Genomic DNA, 23787 nt, shown 5'->3' on the forward strand with positions numbered 1-23787 from the left:
AACCCTGCTCACGCATGCGTAGGGCCGTGGAGCGCTTTTCACGTTGTTCTTGGGGGCTGAGTTTACGGGCATCTATTTTCATGGAGACAGATTATCTAATATGCCCTATTTATTTGCCAGGTTAATACAACGGCACATGCCGCTCCTTGCACATCAGGTGGATGCTGGCCTTGCCCAGTTCGCGCATGTTGCCGATAAACGCCTGCAGCAGTTGCCGCGCCACGCCCTGGCCCTGGTAGTCCGGGTGCACCACCACTGACATGATCACCACATGGGGCCCGGCCGGGTCGTGGCCGATCAGTTCCTTGAACGCCTCATCGGCCATTTCCACCTCAAAGGCCGCACCGGAGTTGATAAAGCCGGCGATCACCCCGTCCACTTCAGCAACGATAAAGCCGGTGGGCCAGGTGGCGATACGGGTTGCGATCTTTTCCCGGGTGGCGGCTTCATCGCCCTCATAGGCCAGGGTTTCGATGGCGAAACAACGGTCCAGGTCGGCGGGCAGGACCTGGCGAATTTCAAGGCTGGAAGCATTCATGGCGGGCAACGGGGACCTCGGGCGGGTGAAGGGGCAGGCGCGGATTCTACCAACGCCGGGGCGTTGCCAACTGCCTGCCGGACAAAAACGTATCAGTTGCATATGGATCCTTCGCCAGGCCGTAAAACCTCCATATACACCCTGGCCAAGGCACGGCGACGGGGCTATTTATCTGTGCCCGGCGTGCTCCCGGCCTTTAACTGGCTGGGCGCCCGCCTCCTCTATCGGAGCCCTGTCCATGAGCAACACCCAAATCGGCCTGCTTCTGTTGTTTGGCATCAGCACCTTCGGTTTCATCACGCTGTACATCGACTTTCTGCATGAACGACGGGATAAAAAACAGCGCTGAGCGCCCCTGGCCGCTGCCCGTTGCAGCACTCGTCAGAGCGCCATCGAAAACGCCTCAGTCGGCCTTGAGCGGCAGCCAGATTTCCAGCACACCGTCACCGGTGGCCGGGTTGAAGTCGGCGCTGTAACGCTCGAACTCCGGCGCATCCGCCGCCTCGCGCCCGGACTGCGGCAGCCAGGTTTTCCAGATGTAGTGAAAGGTCTGGGGCAAGGACTGCAACGGCCCCTGATGCTCGAATACCGCGTAGTGCTGCGGCTGCACTTCAACCCAGCGATATCGCTCGGGCAAGTCGTCGAGCTTGCTGATCTCGACACCTGCCACGTAGTCGAAAGCACCCTGGCCATCGGCGTTGCAGCAAATGCCGTAGGTCACGTCATCCACCTGGCCCGGCACCTGGCCGATATGGGGAGCAAATTGCTCCCAGAGCTGGGGAATAGTTGCGGCGCTGGCCTGGTCGTAACGTCCGCCCAAACCGGCAAGCAGCAGAAACCGCCCTCTTTCGAAGCGCGGTTGCGAGGCAATGCCCTGTTTTTGCTCATCCATGAAAAGCCACTCCTGCCGGTAAGAAACGGGTTCGGCTGCAAGTATAGAGGCCAAACCCGAATTGCTTCGTCAGAGTGCTGGAAGTTCTGCCAGGGCGCCGCCGCCGATAAACTCCTGGTAACCGGATAGGATCACGTAGACCGCGAAATAGCAGAAGATCGCCGCAGATGCCAGATAGGAGTAGCGCAGCAGTTTGTCGCCGAGCAACTTGCCTCCCTGGGTCGCCGCCAGGCACAAGCCCATGGTCCAGACCAGCCCGGCGCAGAAGAAACCGGCCAGGAACAACCCGGAACTGGCGATGCCGCCACCCCCGGATCGGGCAATCAGGGTGCCGCCCACCGCGGCGAACCAGAGGATCGCGCTGGGGGATGACATGGCCAGGAAGATTCCGCGAAAGAACTCCTTGCGCGGCGAGCCGTTGTTCGCCTCACTCGCCTGCGCCAGCACCGAACTGTGGTGGATAGCCGAATAGATCATTTTCGCCGCGAAGTACACCAGCAGCGCCGAGCCCCCGACCCACAATACCCAGCGCACGCTCTCGTACTGCAACAGCACGGTCATCCCGGCCAGGGCCAGTACGGCATAGATCAGGTCGCCGACACAGGTCCCCAGGCCCAGGCAGAAACCTTGAAAATAGCCGCGCTGCATGGCCAGGGTAATCATCGCGATATTGGCCACGCCGATGTCCAGGCACAGCGAAAGGCTCAGCAGAAAGCCGCTGGTAAACTCCATCATTCATCCCGTTCAAGGCAGTTGCACACAGGGCCCCATCATGGGGCGCCACTTGCTAAGGCAAAAAGCGTGCACGTTATAGCGGCAAACCACCGCGCCTCACAAATGCCCCGACCGCCGCCGTAAAAATAATCTCCGCCCTCTGGACAAATAGCCAGCCACGCCCTTATCGTCAGCGCCGCAGGCCACCGCAGTGGCCAACGTCGCTCGGACGGTTCCGGGCGCTTACGTATTTCGAGGCAACAATGGCCGACCAAGGTTCGCCGCGCCGCTTTGCGCGCATAGATCGACTCCCCCCCTATGTTTTCAATATCACTGCCGAGCTGAAGATGGCTGCGCGTCGGCGCGGCGAAGACATCATCGACTTGAGCATGGGTAACCCCGATGGCCCCACGCCGCCGCATATCGTGGAAAAACTGGTCACCGTCGCCCAGCGCGAAGACACCCACGGCTACTCCACGTCCCGCGGCATTCCACGCCTGCGCCGGGCGATTTCCCGCTGGTACAAGGATCGCTACGAGGTCGATATCGACCCCGAAGAAGAAGCCATCGTCACCATCGGTTCCAAGGAAGGCCTGGCGCACCTGATGCTGGCGACCCTGGACCAGGGCGACACGGTCCTGGTGCCCAACCCGAGCTACCCGATCCATATCTACGGCGCGGTGATTGCCGGGGCCCAGGTGCGTTCGGTGCCGCTGATTCCAGGCGTGGACTTTTTCGCCGAGCTGGAGCGGGCGATTCGCGGCTCCATCCCCAAGCCGAAAATGATGATCCTGGGCTTCCCGTCCAACCCCACCGCGCAGTGCGTGGAGCTCGACTTTTTCGAGCGGGTGATCGCCCTCGCCAAGCAGTACGACGTACTGGTGGTGCATGACCTGGCCTACGCCGACATTGTCTACGACGGGTGGAAAGCCCCGTCGATCATGCAGGTGCCGGGGGCCAAGGACATCGCGGTGGAGTTTTTCACCCTGTCCAAGAGCTACAACATGGCCGGCTGGCGTATCGGTTTCATGGTCGGCAACCCGGAGCTGGTCAACGCCCTGGCGCGGATCAAGAGCTACCACGACTACGGCACCTTCACCCCGTTGCAGGTGGCGGCGATTGCCGCACTGGAAGGCGATCAACAGTGCGTCAAGGACATTGCCGAGCAGTATCGGCAGCGGCGCAATGTGCTGGTCAAGGGCCTGCACGAACTGGGCTGGATGGTCGAAAACCCGAAAGCCTCGATGTATGTCTGGGCCAAGATCCCCGAGGCCTATGCTCACCTGGGCTCCCTGGAATTCGCCAAGAAACTGCTGGCCGAGGCCAAGGTCTGTGTCTCGCCTGGAGTAGGTTTCGGCGAATACGGCGATGACCATGTGCGCTTTGCCCTGATCGAAAACCAGGACCGTATCCGCCAGGCGGTACGGGGTATTCGCGGCATGTTCCGCGCCGATGGCCTGGTCGGTAAAAGTACCTGAGGCCTGAACCCCAGCCACAAAAAAACCGCAGCGATGCGGTTTTTTTATGCCGGTGCAGCCACCACCCGGGGCAGTGGCTGCCAGTGTGGTTTAGACCACCAGCGACAGCAGCAGGATAAAGATCAGGCCCACGACCGAGAGGATGGTTTCCATCGCGGTCCAGGTCTTGAAGGTTTCGGCCACGGTCATGTTGAAGTACTGCTTGACCAACCAGAACCCGGCGTCGTTGACGTGGGACAGGATCAACGACCCCGCACCGGTGGCCAGCACCAGCAGCTCACGGTTGACGCCCGGGATCATCCCCACCACCGGCACCACGATGCCCGCGCCAGTAATGGTGGCCACGGTCGCCGAACCGGTCGCAATGCGGATCACCGCTGCCACCAGCCAGGCCAGGAGGATCGGCGAAATCTGAGCGTTGACCGCCATATGCCCGATCACATCACCCACGCCGCTGGTCACCAGCATCTGCTTGAAGCCGCCACCGGCACCGATGATCAAAATGATCGCGGCGGTGGGTGCAAGGCTCGCATCCAGCAACTTGAGAATGCGCTTGGAATCGATGCCCTGGCGCGCACCAAAGGTGTACAGCGACAGGAGCAAGGCCAGCAGCAGCGCCGAGATCGGGTGACCGATCATGTCCATCCAGGTGCGGAAGAAGTTGCCATCCGGCAGGGCGACGTCGGCGAAGGTTTTCAGCAGCATCAGGAACACCGGCAGCAGCACGGTCACCAGGGTAATGGCGAAGCTCGGCAGCTCGGCCGAATCCGGCTCGCGGGCCAGCTGGTCGACCAGTTCCTGGTTAGCGTGGCCCGGAATGTACTTGGCAATAAAGGTGCCGTAGATCGGACCGGCAATGATCGCCGTCGGCAACGCCACAATCAGGCCGTAGAGAATGGTTTTACCGATGTCGGCACCAAACACCCCGATTGCCAGCAACGGGCCAGGGTGCGGCGGCACCAGGCCGTGCACCGCGGACAGGCCGGCCAGCAGCGGGATGCCGATCTTGATGATCGATACGCCGGTGCGCCGGGCCACGATAAACACCAGGGGAATCAGCAGCACAAAACCGATTTCAAAGAACAGCGGGATGCCCACCAGGAACGCGGCGAACATCATGGCCCACTGCACCTTGTCCTTGCCGAACGCCCGGATCAGGGTCTGGGCGATCTGATCCGCCCCGCCCGATTCGGCCATCATTTTGCCGAGCATGGTGCCCAGGGCGAGGATGATGCCGACAAACCCGAGCACGCCACCGAAGCCGTCCTGAAACGCCTTGATGATGGTGCCGATGGGCATGCCGGAGGTCAGGCCGAGAAAGGCCGAGGCGATGATCAGGGCAATGAACGGGTGCAGCTTGAACTGGGTAATCAGGACGATAAGCCCGATCACCGTGACCACTGCATCGAGCAGCAGGAACGTCTCGTGGGACATGCCAAACATTAGGGGTGTCTCCTGATTGTTGTTGTTATTAAAGCGGGTAATTCGCCAGCCATCAGGACAGCGCTATCTATTGAGATCGAATTCATACCGCAAGTTTCAAACCGTGTTCCAGCCACCAGTGGTGGGCTTGATCGGCCAGCTCGTCGACGCTGTGGTTCGACGCATCCAGGGCCAGGGTCAGGGCCTCGCCTACCGGCGATTCGAGGGTGGCGAACTGGCTGTCGATCAGGGTCGAGGGCATGAAGTGGCCAGGGCGATGGGATACCCGGTCAGCCGCCACTTCGGGCGTCAGCTCGAGGAATACAAACCCCAGGCCCGGCGTGGCGCTGCGCAGGCGATCGCGGTATTTGCGTTTGAGCGCCGAACAGGTCAGCACCGGTATCTGACCGGCGGCCAGGGCGCGGCGCAACTCATCGCACAGGCTGTCGAGCCAGCCGGCACGGTCGTCGTCGTCCAGGGGAATGCCGGCGCTCATCTTGGCGATGTTGGCGGCAGGGTGGAACGTATCGCCTTCAATGGCCGTGGCGCCGCTGTGCCGGCACAAGGCCTCACTGACACTGGACTTGCCGCAGCCGGCAACGCCCATGATGACCAGGGCGGTGATGGGTTGACTCATGTAACACCTCAACACGCAGACAGCGCTACCTTCGCTCTTGGAAACTCTAGTGCAAAAATAGTTTCTGCCGACGCCTTCTTGTCATTTTTGTGGGTTGCCGCGTATATAGGCCCCGAAACCAAAGAGCGCAGGTCAGGCAACCCGCGCTCACACATTTGCAGCTGTTTCGAGACAGCGCTACCTTAGTGACTTGAATTTTGTTTGGCAAGCCGTCTGATGACCACTCACAAGAACGATAAAAATACCCGTACCACGGGACGCCCGACCCTCAATGAAGTCGCGCGCCTGGCCGGGGTCAGCCCGATCACCGCGTCGCGCGCCCTGCGTGGCATCAGCAGCGTGGCCGCTGAGCTGGTGGAAAAAGTCCAGCAGGCCGCCCTGGAACTCAACTATGTGGTCAACTCCGCCGCCCGCGCCCTGGCCTCGGCCCAGGGCCATTCGGTGGTGGTGCTGGTGCCATCGCTGTCCAACCTGCTGTTTATCGAAACCCTGGAAGCCATCCATCAGGTGCTGCGTCCCAAGGGCTTCGAAGTACTGATCGGCAACTACCACTATTCCCGCGACGAAGAAGAAAACCTGCTGCGCAACTACCTGGCCTATCAGCCTCGGGGCCTGTTGCTGACTGGCTTCGACCGCACTGAGAGCGCTCGCCGGATGATTGAGGCGAACAATATTCCGTGCGTGTACATGATGGAACTTGACCCCGGCGCCGGCCTGAACTGCGTCGGCTTCTCGCAATTGAACGCAGGCGAAACCGCTGCCGAACACCTGCTGTCCCGTGGTCGCAAGCGCCTGGCCTATATCGGCGCCCAGCTGGATCAACGCACCCTGCTGCGCGGCGAAGGCTTTCGTCGGGCCCTGCAAAAAGCCGGCTTGTATGACCCGGACCTCGAACTGCTGACCCCGCGCCCGTCCTCCGTGGGCCTGGGCGGCGAGCTGTTTATGCAGATGATGCACAGCCACCCCCAGGTGGACGCGATCTTCTTCGGCAACGACGACCTGGCCCAGGGCGCGCTGCTCGAAGCCCTGCGTCACGGGATCAAGGTGCCGCAACAGGTGGCGATCCTGGGGTTCAACGACCTGCCCTCCTCGGAGCACATGGTGCCGCGCCTGAGCAGCATCAGTACCCCGCGCGAAGCCATCGGCCGCCGCGCCGCGGAGCAGATGCTGACCCTGATGGCCGGCAATACCGTGGCCAAGCCGGTGGTGGATATGGGATTCGAGTTGCGGGTGCGGGAAAGTACCTAAGCGCTGTCATCCCTCAGCGTGGCGAGTGGTCGAGCGCCGGATCCTCACCACTCATCAATTGCACAAACGCCAGGGCCGCCTTTTGCAGCGGCTGGTTTTTCAGCCATACCGCGTGCACCGGCAGCAGCAAGCCGTTCTCGATGTTCTTGAACCTCAGGCGCTTGAGCCGGCCGGACGCCAGCAGGGGTTCGATCACCGACAGCGCAAAATTGCCCCAGCCCAGGCCGGACTCGACCATATCCAGGGCCATGGCCAGGCTGTCGGTGCGCCAGAACGACTCGCCCACCAGTGCCCGACCATCGCTGATCGGCAAGTCCCGGCTGGCCACCACCACCTGCCGTGACTTGATCAGTTCTTCCAGGTACAGCGGCTCGTCCGGGCCGGCGAAGGGTGAATGCCGGGCCGAGACGCAGGCCGTCATGTGCTCGCTGCCGACGAACTGGAAAAACTGCCGCGCACTCACTCCCAGCTCGGCGAACGCCACCCCGACGCTGACCCTCCCGCTGTGCAAAAGCTGCAGCACGTCATCCTGGGGCGCGGTCAGCACTTCGACATCCAGCAACGGGTAGCGCTCGGCAATCAGCTTGATCGCCGCCAGCACCCGGCGCTTGTCCAGGTCATCTACCACAGCGATGGACAGCCGGCTTTCCAACCCCAGGGACAGCTCGATGGCATGCACCTGCAATTGCCTGAGCTGGTCGGCGATCAACCGCGCATGGGGTGCCAGCGTCAAGGCCTGGGGCGTCGGCACCGGCTCGCGGTGGCTGCGATCGAACAAGGCATAACCGAGCTCGGCCTCAAGGTTGGCGATGCCCATGCTCACGGCCGAAGGCACCTTGCCCAGGGACCGGGCAGCGGCGGAAAACGAGCCGCGCTCAAGCACGGCGAGAAACAACTGGATGCTGTCACTGGAGAAATTCATCGACGCAACCTATCAGAAAAACTGAAAGCTACTGACTTTTTCTGTCAGGCATATTGAAGCTATCTTTTGCGCCCTTCGCCAGCCACCCGTAGCCAACAGGCTGGCCTGATGCATTTGAAACAGAGGAAAAACCATGCAAGGCGTGAAACGCAAACTGGTGTATGTGGCGTTGTTCGAAGTGTTCGGCATGACCTTCTCGGCCCTCGGCCTGGCCCTGCTGTCCGGCACCTCGCCCCACAGTACCGGGCCCCTGGCGGTGGTCATCACCAGCATCGCCGTGACCTGGAACTTCATCTACACCAGCCTGTTCGAGCGCTGGGAAAGTCGCCAGCCATCCCGTACGCGTACGGTCAAACGGCGCATTGCCCACGCCGTGGGGTTCCAATTGACGTTGATCGTGTTCCTGATCCCGTTGATCGCCTGGTGGATGAACATCAGCCTGGCGCAAGCATTCCTGCTCGACCTGGCGTTGATCCTGTTTATCCCGTGCTACGCCTTTGCCTTCAACTGGCTGTTCGATCGGGTGTTTGGCCTGCCCACCTCGGCCCTGCCGGACCCGACACCCCAGCAGGCCAGCTGAAGCGCAACCGTTAGCAACAGACAACAGCGCTCCGACGCTGGTAAATTCCGGGAGCCACGCACTGCCAAGGACGCGTTATGGGTTCCCGCAAGATTCTCGGTAAAGCCTCATCGATCAATGTCAGGAAAGTCCTGTGGACCTGCTCTGAGCTGGATCTTTCATACGAACGTGAAGACTGGGGCAGCGGCTTTCAATCGACCCACAGCCCGCAGTTTCTTCAGCTCAATCCCAACGCCCAGGTGCCGGTGCTGATCGATGACGCCGGCGCGTTGTGGGAATCCAACACCATTTGCCGCTACCTGGCGCACCACAGCGACCTGCTGCCCGGGGAGCCACGCGCCCGGGCCATGGTCGAGCAATGGATGGACTGGCAAGCCACCGAGCTCAATCCGGCCTGGAGCTACGCCTTCGTCGCCCTGGTGCGGCAGAACCCGGAATACCAGGATCCGCAGCGGATCACCGCCGGCATTCAAGGCTGGAACAGCAAGATGGCGATTCTTGAACAACAACTGGCGGCCACCGGGGCTTATGTCACGGGCGCGCACTTCAGCCTGGCCGATATCGTGCTCGGGCTGTCGGTCAATCGCTGGCTGATGACGCCCATGACCCGCCCCGACTACCCCGCGGTCATGGCGTATTACGAGCGTCTCGGGCAACGCCCGGGTTTCCGGCTCCATGGCTGCAACGGCATCCCGTAAAGCAGCGCAGCGCCCTCACAAAACCACAAAAAGAGACTTTCATGAACGGACTCAACGTACTGCTGACAGGTGCCTGCGGCAGGATTGGCAAAACCTTTTTCCAGGCCTCCCGCGAGCGCTACCGCTTCACCCTCACCGATCGCATCGAAGCGGATTTCGAGGTCGCGGCACCCCACCGCTTCCTGCGCCTGGACCTGACCGATCCCCAGGCCATCGGGTCGCTGCTGGAGGGCATCGACGTGATCGTGCACCTGGCCGGCATCCCCCACGCCACGGCGTCCTTCGACGAGTTGCTGCCCAACAATATCCTGGCCACCACCTACCTCTTCGAAGCGGCGGTGGCCGCCGGCTGCAAGCGCGTGGTGTTCGCCAGCAGTGCACAAACCATCGAAGGCTACCCGGTGGACCGCCAGATCGCTCCGGGCATGCCGGTGATGCCGGCCAACCTGTATGGCGTCAGCAAATGCTACGGCGAAGCGCTGTGTGCCTTTTATTCAGCCAAGCGCGGTTTGTCGTGCATTGCCCTGCGCATCGGCGCCTTCGAGTTCCCCGAACACCACGAGCTGACCACCACCCGTGACTTGAGCGCTTGGTTGAGCCCGCGGGACGCGGTGCAGCTGCTGCAACGCTCGGTAGAAACTCCGGGGGTTCAGCACTTGATCGGTCATGGCATCTCCAACAACCGCTTCAAGCGCCTGGACCTCAGCGAGACCACCCGGGTCCTCGGTTATCAGCCGCAGGATGATGCCTTTGCCGAAGACTTCGGAATCGGCATCAGCTACTGACCATCTGCACGCGGCGGCCATTGCCCCTGGCAGCTGCCGCAAAGCGGCAAGGCTTGTCCGCCCTGGCCCTGGCCAGGACCGCGAAAGTCACACAAGCCCTTGATATATAAGGACTGGGTTTATCGGTATGTAAATTGCTTGTTACCCAGCATAGCCATTACCACCAGGTGCCCAATCATGTTGGTCAACGCACAGAAAGATATCGCGGTGCAGCCCACCCAGCGATCCGATATGGACCCGACCACGGCTGCCGCCAGCGCTCTTTACAGCGGCATGATGCAAAACGTGCAGAACGCCGCGACGTTCCAGGCCTCCCAGGCCACGCAACAAGCCAGCAACACCGTGACCGACAATGTCGACGCGGCGTTCGCCAAGACCCGCGTACTGCTGCAGGCCACCCCGCCGACCACCACCACGCCTGAAGCCACCACCGCGACCCAAAGCGCCGCGATGACCGACTTCAAGGACTACATGAGCAAAAGCCCCGAGCAGCGGATGCGCGACAGCATCCTCAAGGAACTGGGCATCACCGAAGACGACATAAAGAGCATGCCACCGGAGCAGCAACTGGCCATCGGCAAGGAAATTGCCCAGCGCATCGAAGACAAGATGAAGCTGGCGCAGACCGAGAAAGCCGAGAGCGTGACCACGCCGCAAGTCGCGGACAAGTTTCTCGCTGCGCTGTAATAGTCGCTGCATTGAAAAAGGGTTCCCTCGGGAACCCTTTTTTTGTATGCCGCCGCTGGCTATTGCAGCTGCAAGGTCGAGTTGAACTGGCTGATGGCATCCACCACATGCCGCGAACCCTGCTGGATTTCCAGGATCACCGAACCGGCCTCGTTCGCCAGCTCCACCCCGAGCCCGGTGCGGCTGAGGCTTGATTGCATGCTGGTCACCGCGCTGAGGGACAGATCGTGGTTCTTGCGCACCACCTCGACAATTTCCAGGGTCGCCTGGCTGGTCCGCGCCGCCAGGCTGCGCACCTCATCCGCCACTACGGCAAAGCCCCGCCCGTGCTCGCCGGCCCGGGCCGCCTCGATCGCCGCGTTGAGCGCCAGCAGGTTGGTCTGGTCGGCAATGCCGCGGATGGTCTGGACAATGGTGCCGATGATGTCGGACTGCTTGCTCACCGCGTCAATGCTGCGCGCAGCTTCGTTGAGGTCCCGGGAGATCTCCTCGATGATCTGCACCGTCTGCTGCACGACCTTCGAGCCCTTTTGCGCGCAGGCATCGTTCTGTACCGAGGTGCTATGGGCGGAGTCGGCAGCCGTCTGCAAGGTGTTCATCTGCTGGGTAATGTCGCTGGCGAACTTGACCACCTTGTACAGGCGGCCCTTGGCATCGAACAGCGGGTTGTAGGACGCCTCCAGGAATACGGTCTGGCCGTATTTGTTTTCCCGCTCGAAGCGGTGGGAGTGGTACTCGCCGCGATTGAGTGAAGCCCAGAACAACTTGTAGGCCTGGGACTCGGCTTCGGCGCGATGGCAGAACATGCTGTGGTGCTGCCCGACGATCTCGTTCAGCGAATAGCCCATGGTCTTCAGGAAGTTCTCGTTGGCGGTGAGGATCTTGCCGTCCGGGGAAAACTCGATAACCGCCATGGACCGGCCGATGGCGTTGAGCAGGCTCTGGTTTTCATGTTCGGTGTGGATTCGTTGCGAGATGTCCGCCGCCACCTTGATCACGCTCTGCACCTGCCGGTCGGGGCCCAGCACCGGCATGTAACTGGCTTCGAGCCAGATCTCGTGGCCGCGCTTGTCGAGGCGCAGAAAGGTTCCGCTGATGGGCTCACCGCGCGCCAGATCGCGCCAGAGCTTGGCGTACTCCTCGCTGCGGTAGAACTCTTCTTCGCAAAAGATCCGATGGTGCTTGCCGCGAATTTCGTCAGCGGTATAGCCCATGGTCTGGCAAAAGTGTTCGTTGGCGTCGAGGACGATGCCATCCGGGGAGAACTCGATCATCGCCATGGAACGGCTGATCGCCGCCAACTTGGCTTTGGCCTCGGTCAGCGCACAGGTAAATCGTTCAATTTCAAGCAGGTCAGACTTGTGATGTAAATTAAACATGTTGTATCACCTTTAACGCTGTCTTTTGATTGACGGAAGTTCCAAGTCTTTCAATTGATCCACCACATTGTTTCCTTGAACATGGCAAGCGTCTCGCTCCACGGGAGAGAGTGTGTCAGGTGATAAATGATGTTTAATCGGAGTGTCCATAGAGCAACGCTCTTATCAAGCCATCCTTTTCTTGATGGCCCGTTTCCGGGCCCAACCCAACATTGCAAATAACTCCATTTAATAAAAACTCCGTCAGATCCCGGTGCCTTAGTTGCGCACTCTTGAGGCTGTTCACGTATTCAGGCGCTTTGTTTCATAACGGTTACATGCCGGCTGATGCCTAAAACAAGCGGTTGATATGGCGATCGACATAAACCATTAGCGCTGAGCATAGACAGGCATGGCAACCGCGCAAGGCCATTAGTCAGCCAGTATTGGCAACTTTCTCCAGGTTCTAAAACCCTTCGCAAACTAACTAAAGGCCAGCCATTAGTGGCGGATCAACCGTCGAGCATGTCCAGCAATGCCTGTACCGCTAACGAAGGTGGCCGCCCCGGCGCCGGCACCAGGGCAAAGCGGCGATCGATCGGCACACTCAAGGGCAACACCCGAAGACCCTGGCGGTTGTCGGGCAAGGTGCTCTGGGGCACCAGGGTGACCCCGACTTGCTCGCGAACCAGGGTGAAGGCGCTGTTCCACTCACGGACCTCGACGCGCACATCCGCCAGCGCGAGCCCGGCGTCCAGCGCCAGGCTCCGGGCGTTCACCGAGCAGCCGCCCGTGGCCAGTACAAAGGGTTGTGCCACCAGTTCCGCCAGGGCCAGGCCCTGTTCATTCGAACGCCGGGCCAAAGCATGGCCGACCGGCAGCACCGCCACCCAGCTGTCGAGCCCCAGCAATCGCGCCTGGCCTCCAGCAGGCGGATTGAGCACCACGCCCACATCCGTCAGGCCGGCAGCGAGCAGCGCCTCGACCTCATCATCACTGACCTCCAGCGCCAGCACCTGGATGCCCGGGTACAGCTGGTTGAAACGACGCAGCAACGGCGGCAGAAAGGTCGCCAGCACCATGGGGAAACTGGCCAGACGGATGCTGCCGCGCTGAATCGGCCGCGCCTGCTCCGCGGTTTCACGGATGGCCTGCAATGCCGCGAGCATCAGCCGCGCCTGCTCCAGCACCTGGAAGCCGATGGCGGTGGGCAGGGTCTGGCGGTTTTCCCGGGTGAACAGCTGCACCCCGAGTGTATCTTCCACCAGCGCCAGGGCCTGGCTGGCGCCCGATTGAGTCATGCCCACCTGCTCCGCGGCGCGGGTGATATTGCCGCTGTCGGCGATCGCCACCAACAGCCGCCAATGCATCAGGTTCATCATGCCAGTAGCTGACCTTATGGGAGTTTTCTGAAAGATTAATTTTACCCAGAGCACCCAGGACTATGACACTGATTCAAACGCCCCCTCCCCCCTGAGTGCACTCGATGAAGCTCTATTACGCTCCGCAAGCCTGCTCCCTCGCCGCCCATATCGTGTTACGTGAACTGCAGCTGCCATTTCGCGCCATCCGTGTCGACAACCGCAGCAAGCTCACTGCCGATGGCGCGGACTTTCTCGCCATCAACCCCAAGGGCTACGTGGCCGCCCTGCAACTGGACAACGGACAGGTGCTGACCGAAGGGCCGGCGATCTTGCAGTACTTGGCCGACCTCAAGCCCGACGCAGGCCTGGCCCCGGCCAATGGCAGCTGGGAGCGGGTGCGCCTGCAGGAGGACCTGAACTTCATTTCCAGCGAGGTCCACGGTGGCCTGGGCTGGCTGTTCAGCACTCAGCTTGGCGAAGAAGCCAAAACGCTGTTGCGCCACACGTTGTTCAAACGCCTTGACCTGCTGAATCAGCGACTGGAGCAGCAGGACTACTTGCTGGGAAGCCATTTCAGCGTAGCCGATGCCTATTTGTTTACCGTGCTGCGCTGGACCCTGGGCTTTGCCATCGATCTGGGGCAATGGCCAGCACTGGCGCGTTTTCAGGCACGGATCGAGGTGCGCGCCTCAGTCAAGGCCGCGCTGGCGGTGGAACTGGCGTAACAGTGTGCGCAGAAGGTTTTAGCGAAGGGGGGGAAACTGGCAGGGCGATAACAGGCAGTGGATAAAAGAGTATGAAGCCCGCCAGGCGGGCTTCATCAAGTGCAATCAATGACCGAAAACATTCACTTCGGTTTTCTTGGTTTTCTTGTCCGCGCGCTTTTCATCCGCTGTTTTAGCCGGTTTTTTCTTCACGCTTTTCTTTGAGTTCATACCTTTGGACATGATGCACACTCCACTGATGCGGGATAGACCTTGAGGTATACCACCTATAGTGCGAGCGAAGTCCTTTATAATTGCGCGCCCTCCTGCAACCCGACCCGAAAAGCCCATGCCCAGCGTTCAAATCAGCCAGTTAAGCGACGACCTGCGGCCGTTGCTGAACAAGTTTTACCGTGACCATGACTCGCCCATGCGCGCCAGCGATGGAGAGCTCTGGGTCGCACGAGACGAAACCATAGTCGGCGGGCTGAGTGTAAAAAAGGTGTCGAAGGGTTATTGGTTGACGGGGCTGTTTGTCGACCCGGATTACCGCGGGCAAGGCATCGCCAGGCAACTGGTGGCCCAGGCCAGGGCACCACTCGACGGGCCGCTTTGGCTGTTCTGTCATCCGGACCTGCAAGGCCTGTATGAAGCCATGGGTTTTGCCTGCACTTCGGTCCTGCCCCAGGCCATGGCCGAGCGCCTGGTTCGCTACCGGCGCAACAAGGCGATGATCGCCATGGGCATAGAACCGTTGGTTAGCAGCACTGAAGATTTGGTCACATAAGGCCGCAGGGACTGCGTGTTAGCCTCGGGGCAAACCGCCCCCTCTCAGGACCCGACATGAAACCCACGCTTCTGGCCTTATCCCTCACTGCCCTGCTGCTCCCCGCCGTCAGCCATGGCGCCGAAAACGCCCCGGTCACCTCGCAACACTATGCCCAGGTCCTGGCCGGCAGTTGGCGCGCGCCGGCCAATTCGGCTCGGGATGTCTATCGACATCCGCAACAGACCTTGCAGTTCTTCGGCCTGCGCCCGCAACAGACCCTGATCGAAATCACTCCCGGCGGCGGCTGGTACAGCGAGATCCTGGCCCCTTTGCTCAAGCAAAAGGGGCACTACATTGCGGCCCTGCAAGCGCCGGCCAGTGGTGAATACTTCAAGAAAGCGGCGGACAGCCTGCGGCAGAAATTCGCCGCCGACCCCGAGCACTATGCCCAGGCACGCTTCGTCGAATTCGACCCCAAGGCCCCGGTACTGGGCCAACCCGGCTCGGCCGATACAGTGCTGACCTTTCGCAACGTGCACAACTGGGTCATGGCCGATACCGCACCCAGCATGTTCCAGGCGTTCTTCAAGGTATTGAAACCGGGCGGCGTGCTGGGGGTGGTCGATCATCGGGCTAAAGACGGGGCTTCCCTGGAAGACATCAAGCACAGCGGCTACCTGACCACGGCCTATGTGGTGCAACTGGCCACTGATGCCGGTTTTGTCCTGGATGGCCAGAGCGAGATCAATGCCAACCCCAAGGACACCAAGGATTACCCGGAGGGGGTTTGGACCCTGCCCCCGTCATTCAAGCTGGGTGAACAGGACAAGGCTCGCTACCTGGCGATCGGCGAATCGGATCGCATGACCCTGCGCTTTATCAAACCAGCCAAGTAAGCGACACCGCCGGGGCCGGGAGATCCGGCACCGGCGGCAAGAGGGAGGATTGGTCAGCCAAGGGCATCCCCTCTTTCAGCTCACTCGTCCGAACCGGGCTCAAGATCGGGGAACATCACCTCGGTGAAGCCGAACTTGCTGAAGTCATCGATCCGCGACGGGTACAAACGCCCGATCAGATGGTCGCACTCATGCTGCACCACCCGTGCATGAAAGCCCGAGGCAATGCGCACCACAGGTTCGCCCTTGGGGTCGAAACCTTCATAGCGAATGTGCTGATAACGCTGCACCGCGCCGCGCAAACCGGGTACCGACAGGCACCCTTCCCAGCCCTCTTCCAAGGTCGGACCCAGCGGGGTGATCAACGGGTTGATCAGGATGGTCTGCGGGACCGCCTCGGCGTCCGGGTAGCGCTCGCTGTGCTCGAAACCAAAGATCACCAGTTGCAGGTCGACCCCGATCTGCGGCGCCGCGAGGCCAACCCCGCCAACACTTTCCATGGTCTGGAACATGTCGTCGATCAGTTGCCAGAGCTCGGCGCTGTCGAACATCTCGGGCGGTACCGGTGGGGCGATGCGCAGCAGGCGCTCATCGCCCATTTTCAGAATTTCACGAATCATGGTCAGGCTTCATCAGTGTCCGGCTTGAGCGAGTGGTCCCGGCCCAGTCCCGAAACATGTTGTTTTTGGGAGTCGTGCTCGTCGGGAACCTTTTCTCCAGGGTCTTTACCTTCGGCCGACATGTGTTCGATCACCGCGTTCATTTCCGCGCCCAGCAACAACACTGCCGAGGAAATATAGAAATACAAAAGAAGGACGATGATCGCGCCGATACTGCCATACATGGCGTTGTAGTTGGCGAAGGTCTTTACGTAGAAGGCAAAGCCCAGCGACGCGACGATCCACACCACCACCGCCAGCACCGAGCCCGGGGTGATGAAGCGAAATTCCTGCTTCACATCCGGCATCACGTAATAGATCAGGGCCACGGCGACCATCATCAGGATCACAATCACCGGCCAGCGCAGGATGGTCCATACGGTGACGATAAAGTCCTCCAGCCCGACTTGCCCGGCAATCCAGGCCATCACCTGCGGCCCCAGCACCATCAGCGCCGCCGCAGCCAGGAGCATGCCGGCAATCCCGATGGTGTAGAAAATCGACAGCGGGAAGCGCTTCCAGATCGGCCGCCCCTCAACCACGTCGTAGGCGGCGTTCATTGCGCTCATCATCAGCCGCACACCCGCCGAGGCGGTCCACAGGGCGATGACGATACCCACCGAGAGCAATCCGCCCTTGGATTGCTGCAGCTGGTCGATCACCGGGTTGACCTGCTCCAGGGCCTGGGGCGGCAGCACCAGTTCCGACTGCAGGCGCAGCCAGCTGAAGAAGTCCGGAAGATGCAGGAAACCAATCAGCGCGATCAGAAAAAGAATGAAAGGGAACAGTGAAAACAGCATCTGGTAGGCCAGTGCCGAGGCGTAGGTCGACATTTCGTCGTCGACGAACTCTTTCACCGTGCGTACCAGCACACGCTGCAGGGACAGGCCTTTCAAATGGGGGAAAATCATAGCGTCTCCTTTCGCCGCAAAAGGTCGGGGTCGGTGGCGACTCAGAGGCCGTTTTCTACATCAAATTAGCCCAGTTGGCGACTTTGAACCATTTCGATTCATTGGCCCACGCGGCGGCCGACAAAAAAACGGCCATCCTTGGATGGCCGTCTTAGTGCATCGAGCCGCCCGAACTGTCAGGCCTTGTCGATGGTTTTCTTGACTGCATCCTTGGCTTTGCCCACTGCTTGCTGGGCTTCGCCTTTCTTCTCTTGCACTTTGCCTTCCGTCTGCAGCTTGGTGTTATCGGTCGCTTTGCCGACACCTTGCTTGATGTTGCCGACGGCTTCGTTAGCCAAACCTTTTGCCTTATCCGCTGTGCTGCCCATGGTATTTCTCCGAAGAACAATAGTGGGTTTTGGTCATTACGTAAGGATTGACCCGCCAGCGTTGCGCAGAGTTTCAATTATTTTTTAGCGCCATCGACAGGCGTATTTTTCGCCGCTCGGGCAGGTAGCGCTTTATGTTTGCCGGCCAACCCACGAGAATGCGCAACGTATTCAGGCTGTGCGCTGAAGATCCAATCCCGTAGGAATGTTATGAAACTCGATAAAAAGCTGGCCATTGCGCGCAGAAACCAGGAACTGGGCGGTGCAGTACTGGGCGTCAACAACTGCCACTTCGCGGAGCTGAACCGCAACAAGAACATCTGGTGGTTCGATATCCCGGTCAGCCGCCTGGCCATCGGTCAGTACGAATGGGTGCACCTGCTGCTGCACAACCCAGGCACCGACCAACTGCTGCACCTGAAGGTGCCGACGGTGTTCCTGCGGGAAAAACTCGAAGGCCTGGTGATCCGCAACGAGGGCAAGCGCAAAGCGGCCCTGAGCCTTGAGCTGAGCGCGGACAAGGATTCGTTGCTCAAGGACGTGCGCCCGGCAGGCACCGGCGTGGACTTCGCCCAGTTCCAGCTGTAAACCTGGGCAGCGCCCACAAAAAAGCCCCGCCTCTGCGGGGCTTTTTCATGCAGCCTTCGGCTTACTTTTTCAGGCCGAGCTTCTTCAACTCTTCATCACGTAACTCGCGACGCAGGATCTTGCCCACGTTGGTGGTCGGCAACGCATCGCGGAACTCCACGGCTTTGGGCACCTTGTAACCGGTGACGTTGGCGCGCATGTGGGTCATCACCTGCTCTTTGGTCAGGGTCACACCCGGCTTGGCGACGATGAAAATCTTGATGATTTCCCCGGATTTTTCATCCGGAATACCGATCGCCGCACACTGCAACACGCCTGGCAACGCTGCCAGCACGTCTTCCAGTTCGTTAGGGTAAACGTTGAAACCGGAGACCAGAATCATGTCTTTCTTGCGGTCGACAATACGGATATAGCCGTCTGGCTGGATCAGCGCGATGTCACCGGTTTTCAGCCAGCCTTCGCTGCTCATGACTTCGTCGGTGGCGTCCTGGCGCTGCCAGTAGCCTTTCATCACCTGCGGGCCCTTGACGCACAGCTCGCCAATTTCCCCCAGGGGCAACTCTTCGCCCGCATCGTTGATCACGCAGCACAGGGTCGAGGGCACCGGAATGCCGATGGTGCCGACCTGAATATTCTGGCTCGGGTTGACCGTGGCCACCGGGCTGGTTTCGGTCATGCCGTAGCCTTCGCAGATCGGGCAGCCGGTTACCGCTTTCCAACGCTCGCCCGCCGCCAGCTGCAAGGCCATGCCGCCGGACAGGGTGACTTTCAAGGCCGAGAAGTCCAGCTTGCGGAACGCTTCGTTGTTGCACAGCGCCACGAACAGGGTGTTGAGGCCGACAAAACCGCTGAACTTCCACTTCGACAGTTCCTTGACCATCGCCGGCAGGTCGCGCGGGTTGCTGATCAGGATGTTGTGGCCGCCGATCAGCATCATCGCCATGCAATGAAAGGTGAAGGCATAGATGTGGTACAGCGGCAGCGGAGTGATCAGGATCTCGCAACCTTCATTCAGGTCCGACCCCATCAGCGCCTTGCACTGCAGCATGTTGGCCACCAGGTTGCGGTGGGTCAGCATCGCGCCCTTGGCCACGCCGGTGGTACCGCCGGTGTATTGCAGCACAGCAACGTCGCTGCTGGCCGGGTTGGCTTCCTTCACCGGCTGGCCATGGCCCTTGCTCAGCACGTCATTGAACTTGACGGCCTTGGGCAAGTGATAGGCCGGGACCATCTTCTTCACGTATTTGATGACGCTGTTGATCAGCAGACGCTTGAGCGGCGGCAGCAGGTCCGCCACTTCGGTGACGATCACATGCTTGACGCCGGTCTTGGGCACGACCGCTTCGGCAAGGTGCGCCATGTTGGCCAGGCAGACCAGGGCCTTGGCCCCCGAGTCATTGAACTGGTGTTCCATTTCCCGCGTGGTGTACAGCGGGTTGGTGTTGACCACGATCAGCCCAGCGCGGATGGCGCCGAATACCGCGACCGGGTATTGCAGGACATTGGGCAACTGCACGGCAATTCGATCACCGGGCTGCAAGTCGGTATGCTGCTGCAGGTACGCGGCAAAGGCCCCAGACAATTCGTACAGCTCACCGTAGGTGAGTGTCTTGCCGAGGTTGCTAAAGGCCGGTTTGTTAGCGAAACGTTGGCAGGACTGCTGCAACACCGCTTGAATATTCGGGTACTCGTCTGGATTGATCTCGGCAGCAATTCCAGCTGGGTACTTATCCTTCCAAAAGTCTTCGATCATGGAAGCCCACTCCTCAGCAACGCGAATTCATCACCGCATTTGATGCGATTATTATTTGTCTGGGTTTTTTACAGGTGTCTTTTGTTGGTGAGTCTGGCTTTTACCTAGGCCGAGAAGTCACAAAGCGCGCCGAGAGTAGCAGCTTTGCCAAAGGCCGACTAGAGCCAAGCAAGGCATCACCAGTCACATTAGTGACCAATAAAAACCGAACGGTCATTTTTAGAGCAAAGATTCTATAAGTCGAGAATCCGCTCTGGCCCGCGGCTTTGCGCCTGGCACAACGGACTGCGGGCAAGCCAGCCTCTACCGCAGTGCAGGTAGAAGCGGGCTTGCCCGCAGAGAATGGCGAACGGATGTATCAGGCGATATCGCGCAACTCGCGCCGCAGGATCTTGCCCACCGGGGTCATCGGCAGCGAATCGCGCAGCACGATGTGCTTGGGCACCTTGTAGCCGGTGAAGTTTTCCTTGCAGTAAGCCTTGAGCTCTTCAAGGCTGACCCCCTCCTCGCGCGCCACCACGAACAGTTTCACCGCTTCCCCCGAGCGCTCGTCGGGCACCCCGATCACCGCGCAATTGGCGACTTTCGGGTGGGCCATGACCACGTCTTCGATTTCATTGGGGTACACGTTGAAGCCGGAGACGATGATCATGTCCTTCTTGCGATCGACAATGCGCACGAAACCGTCCGGGTCGATCACCCCGATGTCGCCGGACTTGAACCAGCCCTCGGCGTCCAGCACTTCAGCGGTGGCTTCAGGCTTTTGCCAATAACCCTTCATGACCTGCGGGCCCTTGATGCATAGCTCGCCGCGCTCGCCCAGGGGCTGTTCGACGCCTTCATCGTTGATCACCTTCAAGGTGGTGCCCGGCACGGGCATCCCCACGGTGCCCAGGCGCGACTTGTCGCCGTAGGGGTTGGTGCAGGCCACCGGCGAGGTTTCAGTCAGCCCGTAGCCTTCGGTGATACGGCAGCCGGTCAGGGTCTGCCAGCGCTCGGCCGTGGCCTTGACCAGGGCAGTGCCACCGGAATTGGTGAGTTTGAGGCTGGAGAAATCCAGGGTCTTGAAGTCCGGGTGCTCCATCAGCGCGACAAACAGGGTGTTGAGCCCCAGCAGCGCGGAAAACCGCCAGTTTTTCAGCTCCTTGATAAAGCCGCCGATGTCCCGCGGGTTGGTGATCAGTACGTTGTGGTTGCCGGTCACCATCATGCACATGCAGTTCGCGGTGAAGGCATAGATGTGGTACAGCGGCAGCGGCGCGATCATCACTTCCTGGCCCTCGCGCAGCAGGGGGTGGCCATCGGGCCCGAGCTGGCCGAGGCAGGCGCGGGCCTGCTGCATGTTGGCCACCAGGTTGCCGTGGCTGAGCATCGCGCCCTTGGCCAGGCCGGTGGTGCCGCCGGTGTACTGCAGCACCGCAATATCGTCGAGGCTGACGTGCAGCGGCCGAATCGGCTGGCCACGTCCCAGGCGCAGCGCACTCTTGAAGGAAATGGCCTGGGGCAGGTGATAGGCCGGGACCATCTTTTTCACCTTGTCGACCACGGTATTGATCAACCAGCCCTTGGCGCTGGGCATCAGGTCGCCCATCCGGGCTTCGATCAAGTACTGGATCTCGGTATCGGCCAGCACTTCCTGGACCTTCTGTCCGAACATGTTCAGGTACACCAGGGCCCGGGCGCCGGAATCCTTGAACTGATGGCGCATCTCGCGCGTGGTGTACAGCGGATTGGTGTTGACCACGATCAGCCCGGCGCGCAAGGCACCGAACACCGCGATCGGGTAATGCAGGACGTTGGGCATCTGCACCGCGATCCGATCGCCGGGAGCCAGGTCGGTATTGGCTTGCAGGTAGCCGGCGAAGGCTGCGCTATAGCGCTCCAGCTCGGCGTAAGTCAGGGTGATCCCCATGTTGCTGAAGGCCGGGCGGTCGGCGAACTTCTTGCAGGAACGTTCGAACACCTCGATCACCGACTTGTAGGCACCCAGATCGATATCCAGGGGAACGCCGGTGGGGCGTTTATCATTCCAGAAATCAGCTTGCATTATTCTTGTCCTCTTTACTCGAGCTGACCGGGCCGCATCTCTGACGCTATCAAAGGCGGAGCTCATCGGACGTTAGCAGCAATGGCGATTCAGGCAAATATGCGCAAAGGCGTCATAGATCCCGTGAATCTTGCCTCCAAGGCGGCCACTGATCAGCCGGCAGCGCGCCGATGAGCTATACAATGCAGCGTCTTCGTGCAAAGGAACCGCCATGACCCACGATACCTTCTGGCTGACCGCAAGCGACCACAGCCGCCTCTTCGTCAACCTGTGGCTGCCCGAAAGGCCGCTCAAGGCCTTGATCCTGCTGGCCCACGGCATGGCCGAACACAGCGCGCGCTACGAGCGACTGGCAACCGCCCTGTGCGCCGAGGGTTATGGCGTGTACGCCCCCGATCTGCGGGGCCATGGCAAGACCGCCGAGCAAGGCGTGCTGGGCCATTACGCGGATCAGGACGGCTGGAACAAAGTGGTCGGCGACCTGGCCAGCCTCCAGCAGCATATCGGCCAGTTGCACCCCGAGCTGCCCATCATCCTGCTTGGCCACAGCATGGGCAGCTACATCGCCCAGGCCTATCTGCTGCACCACAGCGCCAGCCTGCACGGGGCGATTCTCAGCGGCTCGAATTTCCAACCGGTGGCGTTGTACCGCGTCGCTCGCCTGATTGCCCGCTTCGAACGCTGGCGCCAGGGCGGCCAAGGTCGCAGCGCGCTGATCGACTGGCTGTCGTTCGGCTCCTTCAATAAAGCCTTCAAGCCCAATCGCACCGCGTTCGACTGGCTCAGCCGCGACCCCGCCGAGGTCGATAAATACGTCGCCGACCCGCTGTGCGGCTATCGCTGCAGCAACCAGCTCTGGATCGACCTTCTGGGCGGGTTGCAGCAAATCAGTAAAGCGTCCAATCTCGCCCAGATCGATCCGGGCCTGCCGTTGCTGGTGATGGGCGGCGAATGTGATCCGGTGAGCAATGGCACGCGTCTGACGGATCTGGCCGACGCATTGCGCGCCGCCGGCAACCAGTGCCTGCAACTGACCCTTTACCCCGAGGCCCGTCACGAACTGTTCAATGAAACCAATCGTGACGAGGTGACCGCCGATCTGCTGGCCTGGCTCGACCAGGCCCTGCAAAACCGCAGGCCGGCCAAGACCGAATGACCTTGAAGCCACACGCTAACCCACTTTTTTCCACAGGACTTGATACAGATGACCCAGGTGACCAACACCCCTTACGAAGCCCTCGAAGTCGGCCAGACCGCCAGCTACAGCAAAACCGTGGAAGAGCGTGATATCCAGCTGTTCGCCGCCATGTCCGGCGACCACAACCCGGTGCACCTGGACGCCGAATTCGCTGCCGCCACCATGTTCAAGGAGCGTATCGCCCACGGCATGTTCAGTGGTGCCCTGATCAGCGCCGCCGTGGCCTGCGAGCTGCCTGGGCCGGGCACCATCTATATCGGCCAGCAGATGAGCTTCCAGAAGCCGGTGAAGATTGGCGACACCCTGACCGTGCGCCTGGAAATCCTCGAAAAACTGCCGAAATTCCGCGTGCGCATCGCCACCCGTGTGTTCAACCAGCGCGATGAGCTGGTGGTCGATGGCGAAGCCGAAATCCTCGCCCCGCGCAAACAGCAAACCGTGACCCTGCCCACCCTGCCGGCCATCAGCATCGGCTGAGAACCCGTTCACCATCGGCTGCGCTTGGCTCATGCCGCGCCAGCCGGTTCCGAGGCCGGTTGCAGCGCGCCCCTTCGGGGCCGTGCGCAACTGC

The 23787-nt window shown here is 60.7% G+C and carries 24 protein-coding genes and 2 pseudogenes; 12 read left to right on the forward strand and 14 right to left on the reverse strand.

The annotated features are described in order from the left end of the window. Positions 1-124 precede the first annotated feature (124 nt). The 3 genes and pseudogenes from AC19YX_RS16115 to AC19YX_RS16125 form a co-directional block, all read right to left on the reverse strand. Positions 125-538 (reverse strand): annotated as a pseudogene (locus AC19YX_RS16115) (GNAT family N-acetyltransferase); the annotation flags it as partial. Positions 539-941: 403 nt separating this feature from the next. Continuing rightward, positions 942-1430: a GyrI-like domain-containing protein gene (locus AC19YX_RS16120; protein WP_020295738.1), complete on the reverse strand. Its 489-nt coding sequence runs from the start codon at positions 1428-1430 to the stop codon at positions 942-944. A 69-nt stretch (positions 1431-1499) separates the two neighbouring features. Continuing rightward, positions 1500-2162: a LysE family translocator gene (locus AC19YX_RS16125; protein ID WP_201132041.1), complete on the reverse strand. Its 663-nt coding sequence runs from the start codon at positions 2160-2162 to the stop codon at positions 1500-1502. Positions 2163-2407: 245 nt separating this feature from the next. Between AC19YX_RS16125 and alaC the strand changes: the two genes are divergently transcribed. Beyond that, positions 2408-3622 (forward strand): alanine transaminase, encoded by a 1215-nt coding sequence (alaC, locus tag AC19YX_RS16130; RefSeq protein WP_078470902.1) that lies wholly within the window; start codon positions 2408-2410, stop codon positions 3620-3622. A 90-nt stretch (positions 3623-3712) separates the two neighbouring features. On the opposite strand, the gene AC19YX_RS16135 is transcribed toward alaC, so the two are convergent. Together AC19YX_RS16135 and AC19YX_RS16140 are read right to left on the reverse strand one after the other, a co-directional pair. Further along, positions 3713-5065 carry a GntP family permease gene (locus AC19YX_RS16135; RefSeq protein WP_020295741.1) on the reverse strand — a complete coding sequence of 451 codons (1353 nt, stop codon included), beginning with the start codon at positions 5063-5065 and terminating at the stop codon, positions 3713-3715. Between the two features lie 82 nt (positions 5066-5147). Next, on the reverse strand, positions 5148-5681 hold the full coding sequence (locus AC19YX_RS16140) for a gluconokinase (protein ID WP_078470903.1): 534 nt from the start codon (positions 5679-5681) through the stop codon (positions 5148-5150). A gap of 216 nt (positions 5682-5897) precedes the next feature. Between AC19YX_RS16140 and gntR the strand changes: the two genes are divergently transcribed. Next, the gene (gene gntR / locus AC19YX_RS16145; RefSeq protein WP_078470904.1) at positions 5898-6929 is read left to right on the forward strand and encodes an HTH-type transcriptional regulator GntR; all 1032 of its coding nucleotides are present in this window, start codon (positions 5898-5900) and stop codon (positions 6927-6929) included. Positions 6930-6942: 13 nt separating this feature from the next. Here the strand turns inward: gntR and AC19YX_RS16150 are convergent, their stop codons facing one another. Beyond that, a complete protein-coding gene (locus AC19YX_RS16150) occupies positions 6943-7851 on the reverse strand; it encodes a LysR family transcriptional regulator (RefSeq protein ID WP_500606595.1) in 909 nt (302 codons plus the stop codon). Between the two features lie 133 nt (positions 7852-7984). Here AC19YX_RS16150 and AC19YX_RS16155 point away from each other — a divergent pair, with 133 nt between their 5' ends. The 4 genes from AC19YX_RS16155 (at position 7985) to AC19YX_RS16170 (ending at position 10601) form a co-directional block, all read left to right on the forward strand. Further along, on the forward strand, positions 7985-8431 hold the full coding sequence (locus AC19YX_RS16155; RefSeq protein WP_020295745.1) for a PACE efflux transporter: 447 nt from the start codon (positions 7985-7987) through the stop codon (positions 8429-8431). 77 nt (positions 8432-8508) lie between these two features. Beyond that, complete coding sequence (locus AC19YX_RS16160; RefSeq protein WP_421548563.1) at positions 8509-9129, forward strand: glutathione S-transferase; 621 nt, start codon at positions 8509-8511, stop codon at positions 9127-9129. A gap of 41 nt (positions 9130-9170) precedes the next feature. Further along, a complete protein-coding gene (locus tag AC19YX_RS16165; RefSeq protein WP_500606596.1) occupies positions 9171-9914 on the forward strand; it encodes an NAD-dependent epimerase/dehydratase family protein in 744 nt (247 codons plus the stop codon). A 177-nt stretch (positions 9915-10091) separates the two neighbouring features. Further along, on the forward strand, positions 10092-10601 hold the full coding sequence (locus AC19YX_RS16170; RefSeq protein ID WP_078470908.1) for a hypothetical protein: 510 nt from the start codon (positions 10092-10094) through the stop codon (positions 10599-10601). Between the two features lie 59 nt (positions 10602-10660). On the opposite strand, the gene AC19YX_RS16175 is transcribed toward AC19YX_RS16170, so the two are convergent. From AC19YX_RS16175 to AC19YX_RS16185, 3 genes and pseudogenes are all read right to left on the reverse strand, one after another. Next, positions 10661-11200 (reverse strand): methyl-accepting chemotaxis protein, encoded by a 540-nt coding sequence (locus tag AC19YX_RS16175; protein WP_371106516.1) that lies wholly within the window; start codon positions 11198-11200, stop codon positions 10661-10663. Between the two features lie 54 nt (positions 11201-11254). Then, positions 11255-11980: pseudogene (locus AC19YX_RS16180) on the reverse strand (PAS domain-containing protein); the annotation flags it as partial. Between the two features lie 491 nt (positions 11981-12471). Further along, complete coding sequence (locus AC19YX_RS16185; RefSeq protein ID WP_500606597.1) at positions 12472-13341, reverse strand: LysR family transcriptional regulator; 870 nt, start codon at positions 13339-13341, stop codon at positions 12472-12474. Positions 13342-13445: 104 nt separating this feature from the next. Between AC19YX_RS16185 and gstA the strand changes: the two genes are divergently transcribed. From gstA to AC19YX_RS16200, 3 genes are all read left to right on the forward strand, one after another. Continuing rightward, complete coding sequence (gstA, locus tag AC19YX_RS16190; protein ID WP_421548567.1) at positions 13446-14048, forward strand: glutathione transferase GstA; 603 nt, start codon at positions 13446-13448, stop codon at positions 14046-14048. A gap of 328 nt (positions 14049-14376) precedes the next feature. Next, entirely contained in the window at positions 14377-14814 is a 438-nt protein-coding gene (locus tag AC19YX_RS16195; RefSeq protein ID WP_078470911.1) for a GNAT family N-acetyltransferase, read from the forward strand. 56 nt (positions 14815-14870) lie between these two features. Beyond that, the gene (locus AC19YX_RS16200) at positions 14871-15692 is read left to right on the forward strand and encodes a class I SAM-dependent methyltransferase (RefSeq protein ID WP_500606598.1); all 822 of its coding nucleotides are present in this window, start codon (positions 14871-14873) and stop codon (positions 15690-15692) included. An 80-nt stretch (positions 15693-15772) separates the two neighbouring features. Here the strand turns inward: AC19YX_RS16200 and def are convergent, their stop codons facing one another. From def to AC19YX_RS16215, 3 genes are all read right to left on the reverse strand, one after another. Continuing rightward, the gene (gene def / locus AC19YX_RS16205; RefSeq protein ID WP_201132046.1) at positions 15773-16312 is read right to left on the reverse strand and encodes a peptide deformylase; all 540 of its coding nucleotides are present in this window, start codon (positions 16310-16312) and stop codon (positions 15773-15775) included. A 2-nt stretch (positions 16313-16314) separates the two neighbouring features. Beyond that, positions 16315-17262, reverse strand: a complete 948-nt coding sequence (locus AC19YX_RS16210) for a YihY/virulence factor BrkB family protein (RefSeq protein WP_078470914.1) — start codon at positions 17260-17262, stop codon at positions 16315-16317. Between the two features lie 176 nt (positions 17263-17438). After that, the gene (locus AC19YX_RS16215; protein ID WP_010208215.1) at positions 17439-17630 is read right to left on the reverse strand and encodes a CsbD family protein; all 192 of its coding nucleotides are present in this window, start codon (positions 17628-17630) and stop codon (positions 17439-17441) included. A gap of 210 nt (positions 17631-17840) precedes the next feature. Between AC19YX_RS16215 and AC19YX_RS16220 the strand changes: the two genes are divergently transcribed. After that, positions 17841-18218, forward strand: a complete 378-nt coding sequence (locus AC19YX_RS16220; protein ID WP_078470915.1) for a hypothetical protein — start codon at positions 17841-17843, stop codon at positions 18216-18218. 61 nt (positions 18219-18279) lie between these two features. Here AC19YX_RS16220 and fadD1 read toward each other — a convergent pair whose 3' ends face one another. After that, positions 18280-19971: a long-chain-fatty-acid--CoA ligase FadD1 gene (gene fadD1 / locus AC19YX_RS16225; protein ID WP_078470916.1), complete on the reverse strand. Its 1692-nt coding sequence runs from the start codon at positions 19969-19971 to the stop codon at positions 18280-18282. Between the two features lie 358 nt (positions 19972-20329). Continuing rightward, positions 20330-22018 carry a long-chain-fatty-acid--CoA ligase FadD2 gene (fadD2, locus tag AC19YX_RS16230; RefSeq protein WP_078470917.1) on the reverse strand — a complete coding sequence of 563 codons (1689 nt, stop codon included), beginning with the start codon at positions 22016-22018 and terminating at the stop codon, positions 20330-20332. 211 nt (positions 22019-22229) lie between these two features. Here fadD2 and AC19YX_RS16235 point away from each other — a divergent pair, with 211 nt between their 5' ends. Then, complete coding sequence (locus AC19YX_RS16235) at positions 22230-23174, forward strand: alpha/beta hydrolase (protein ID WP_201132047.1); 945 nt, start codon at positions 22230-22232, stop codon at positions 23172-23174. A gap of 48 nt (positions 23175-23222) precedes the next feature. Next, the gene (locus tag AC19YX_RS16240; RefSeq protein ID WP_020295762.1) at positions 23223-23693 is read left to right on the forward strand and encodes a MaoC family dehydratase; all 471 of its coding nucleotides are present in this window, start codon (positions 23223-23225) and stop codon (positions 23691-23693) included. Positions 23694-23787 lie beyond the last annotated feature (94 nt).

This window comes from Pseudomonas sp. MF09150 (genome assembly GCF_059862355.1).

Excerpts from the sequence above, each read along its gene's own strand:
- def (WP_201132046.1), bottom strand. The coding sequence starts at position 16,312 with ATGATTCGTGAAATTCTGAAAATGGGCGATGAGCGCCTGCTGCGCATC.
- AC19YX_RS16175 (WP_371106516.1), bottom strand. The coding sequence starts at position 11,200 with ATGAACACCTTGCAGACGGCTGCCGACTCCGCCCATAGCACCTCGGTA.
- AC19YX_RS16200 (WP_500606598.1), top strand. The coding sequence starts at position 14,871 with ATGAAACCCACGCTTCTGGCCTTATCCCTCACTGCCCTGCTGCTCCCC.
- AC19YX_RS16210 (WP_078470914.1), bottom strand. The coding sequence starts at position 17,262 with ATGATTTTCCCCCATTTGAAAGGCCTGTCCCTGCAGCGTGTGCTGGTA.
- fadD2 (WP_078470917.1), bottom strand. The coding sequence starts at position 22,018 with ATGCAAGCTGATTTCTGGAATGATAAACGCCCCACCGGCGTTCCCCTG.
- AC19YX_RS16150 (WP_500606595.1), bottom strand. The coding sequence starts at position 7,851 with ATGAATTTCTCCAGTGACAGCATCCAGTTGTTTCTCGCCGTGCTTGAG.
- AC19YX_RS16240 (WP_020295762.1), top strand. The coding sequence starts at position 23,223 with ATGACCCAGGTGACCAACACCCCTTACGAAGCCCTCGAAGTCGGCCAG.
- AC19YX_RS16160 (WP_421548563.1), top strand. The coding sequence starts at position 8,509 with ATGGGTTCCCGCAAGATTCTCGGTAAAGCCTCATCGATCAATGTCAGG.
- AC19YX_RS16170 (WP_078470908.1), top strand. The coding sequence starts at position 10,092 with ATGTTGGTCAACGCACAGAAAGATATCGCGGTGCAGCCCACCCAGCGA.
- AC19YX_RS16185 (WP_500606597.1), bottom strand. The coding sequence starts at position 13,341 with ATGATGAACCTGATGCATTGGCGGCTGTTGGTGGCGATCGCCGACAGC.
- AC19YX_RS16140 (WP_078470903.1), bottom strand. The coding sequence starts at position 5,681 with ATGAGTCAACCCATCACCGCCCTGGTCATCATGGGCGTTGCCGGCTGC.
- gntR (WP_078470904.1), top strand. The coding sequence starts at position 5,898 with ATGACCACTCACAAGAACGATAAAAATACCCGTACCACGGGACGCCCG.
- AC19YX_RS16155 (WP_020295745.1), top strand. The coding sequence starts at position 7,985 with ATGCAAGGCGTGAAACGCAAACTGGTGTATGTGGCGTTGTTCGAAGTG.
- AC19YX_RS16120 (WP_020295738.1), bottom strand. The coding sequence starts at position 1,430 with ATGGATGAGCAAAAACAGGGCATTGCCTCGCAACCGCGCTTCGAAAGA.
- AC19YX_RS16125 (WP_201132041.1), bottom strand. The coding sequence starts at position 2,162 with ATGGAGTTTACCAGCGGCTTTCTGCTGAGCCTTTCGCTGTGCCTGGAC.
- AC19YX_RS16195 (WP_078470911.1), top strand. The coding sequence starts at position 14,377 with ATGCCCAGCGTTCAAATCAGCCAGTTAAGCGACGACCTGCGGCCGTTG.
- AC19YX_RS16235 (WP_201132047.1), top strand. The coding sequence starts at position 22,230 with ATGACCCACGATACCTTCTGGCTGACCGCAAGCGACCACAGCCGCCTC.
- AC19YX_RS16135 (WP_020295741.1), bottom strand. The coding sequence starts at position 5,065 with ATGTTTGGCATGTCCCACGAGACGTTCCTGCTGCTCGATGCAGTGGTC.
- AC19YX_RS16165 (WP_500606596.1), top strand. The coding sequence starts at position 9,171 with ATGAACGGACTCAACGTACTGCTGACAGGTGCCTGCGGCAGGATTGGC.
- gstA (WP_421548567.1), top strand. The coding sequence starts at position 13,446 with ATGAAGCTCTATTACGCTCCGCAAGCCTGCTCCCTCGCCGCCCATATC.
- AC19YX_RS16215 (WP_010208215.1), bottom strand. The coding sequence starts at position 17,630 with ATGGGCAGCACAGCGGATAAGGCAAAAGGTTTGGCTAACGAAGCCGTC.
- alaC (WP_078470902.1), top strand. The coding sequence starts at position 2,408 with ATGGCCGACCAAGGTTCGCCGCGCCGCTTTGCGCGCATAGATCGACTC.
- fadD1 (WP_078470916.1), bottom strand. The coding sequence starts at position 19,971 with ATGATCGAAGACTTTTGGAAGGATAAGTACCCAGCTGGAATTGCTGCC.
- AC19YX_RS16220 (WP_078470915.1), top strand. The coding sequence starts at position 17,841 with ATGAAACTCGATAAAAAGCTGGCCATTGCGCGCAGAAACCAGGAACTG.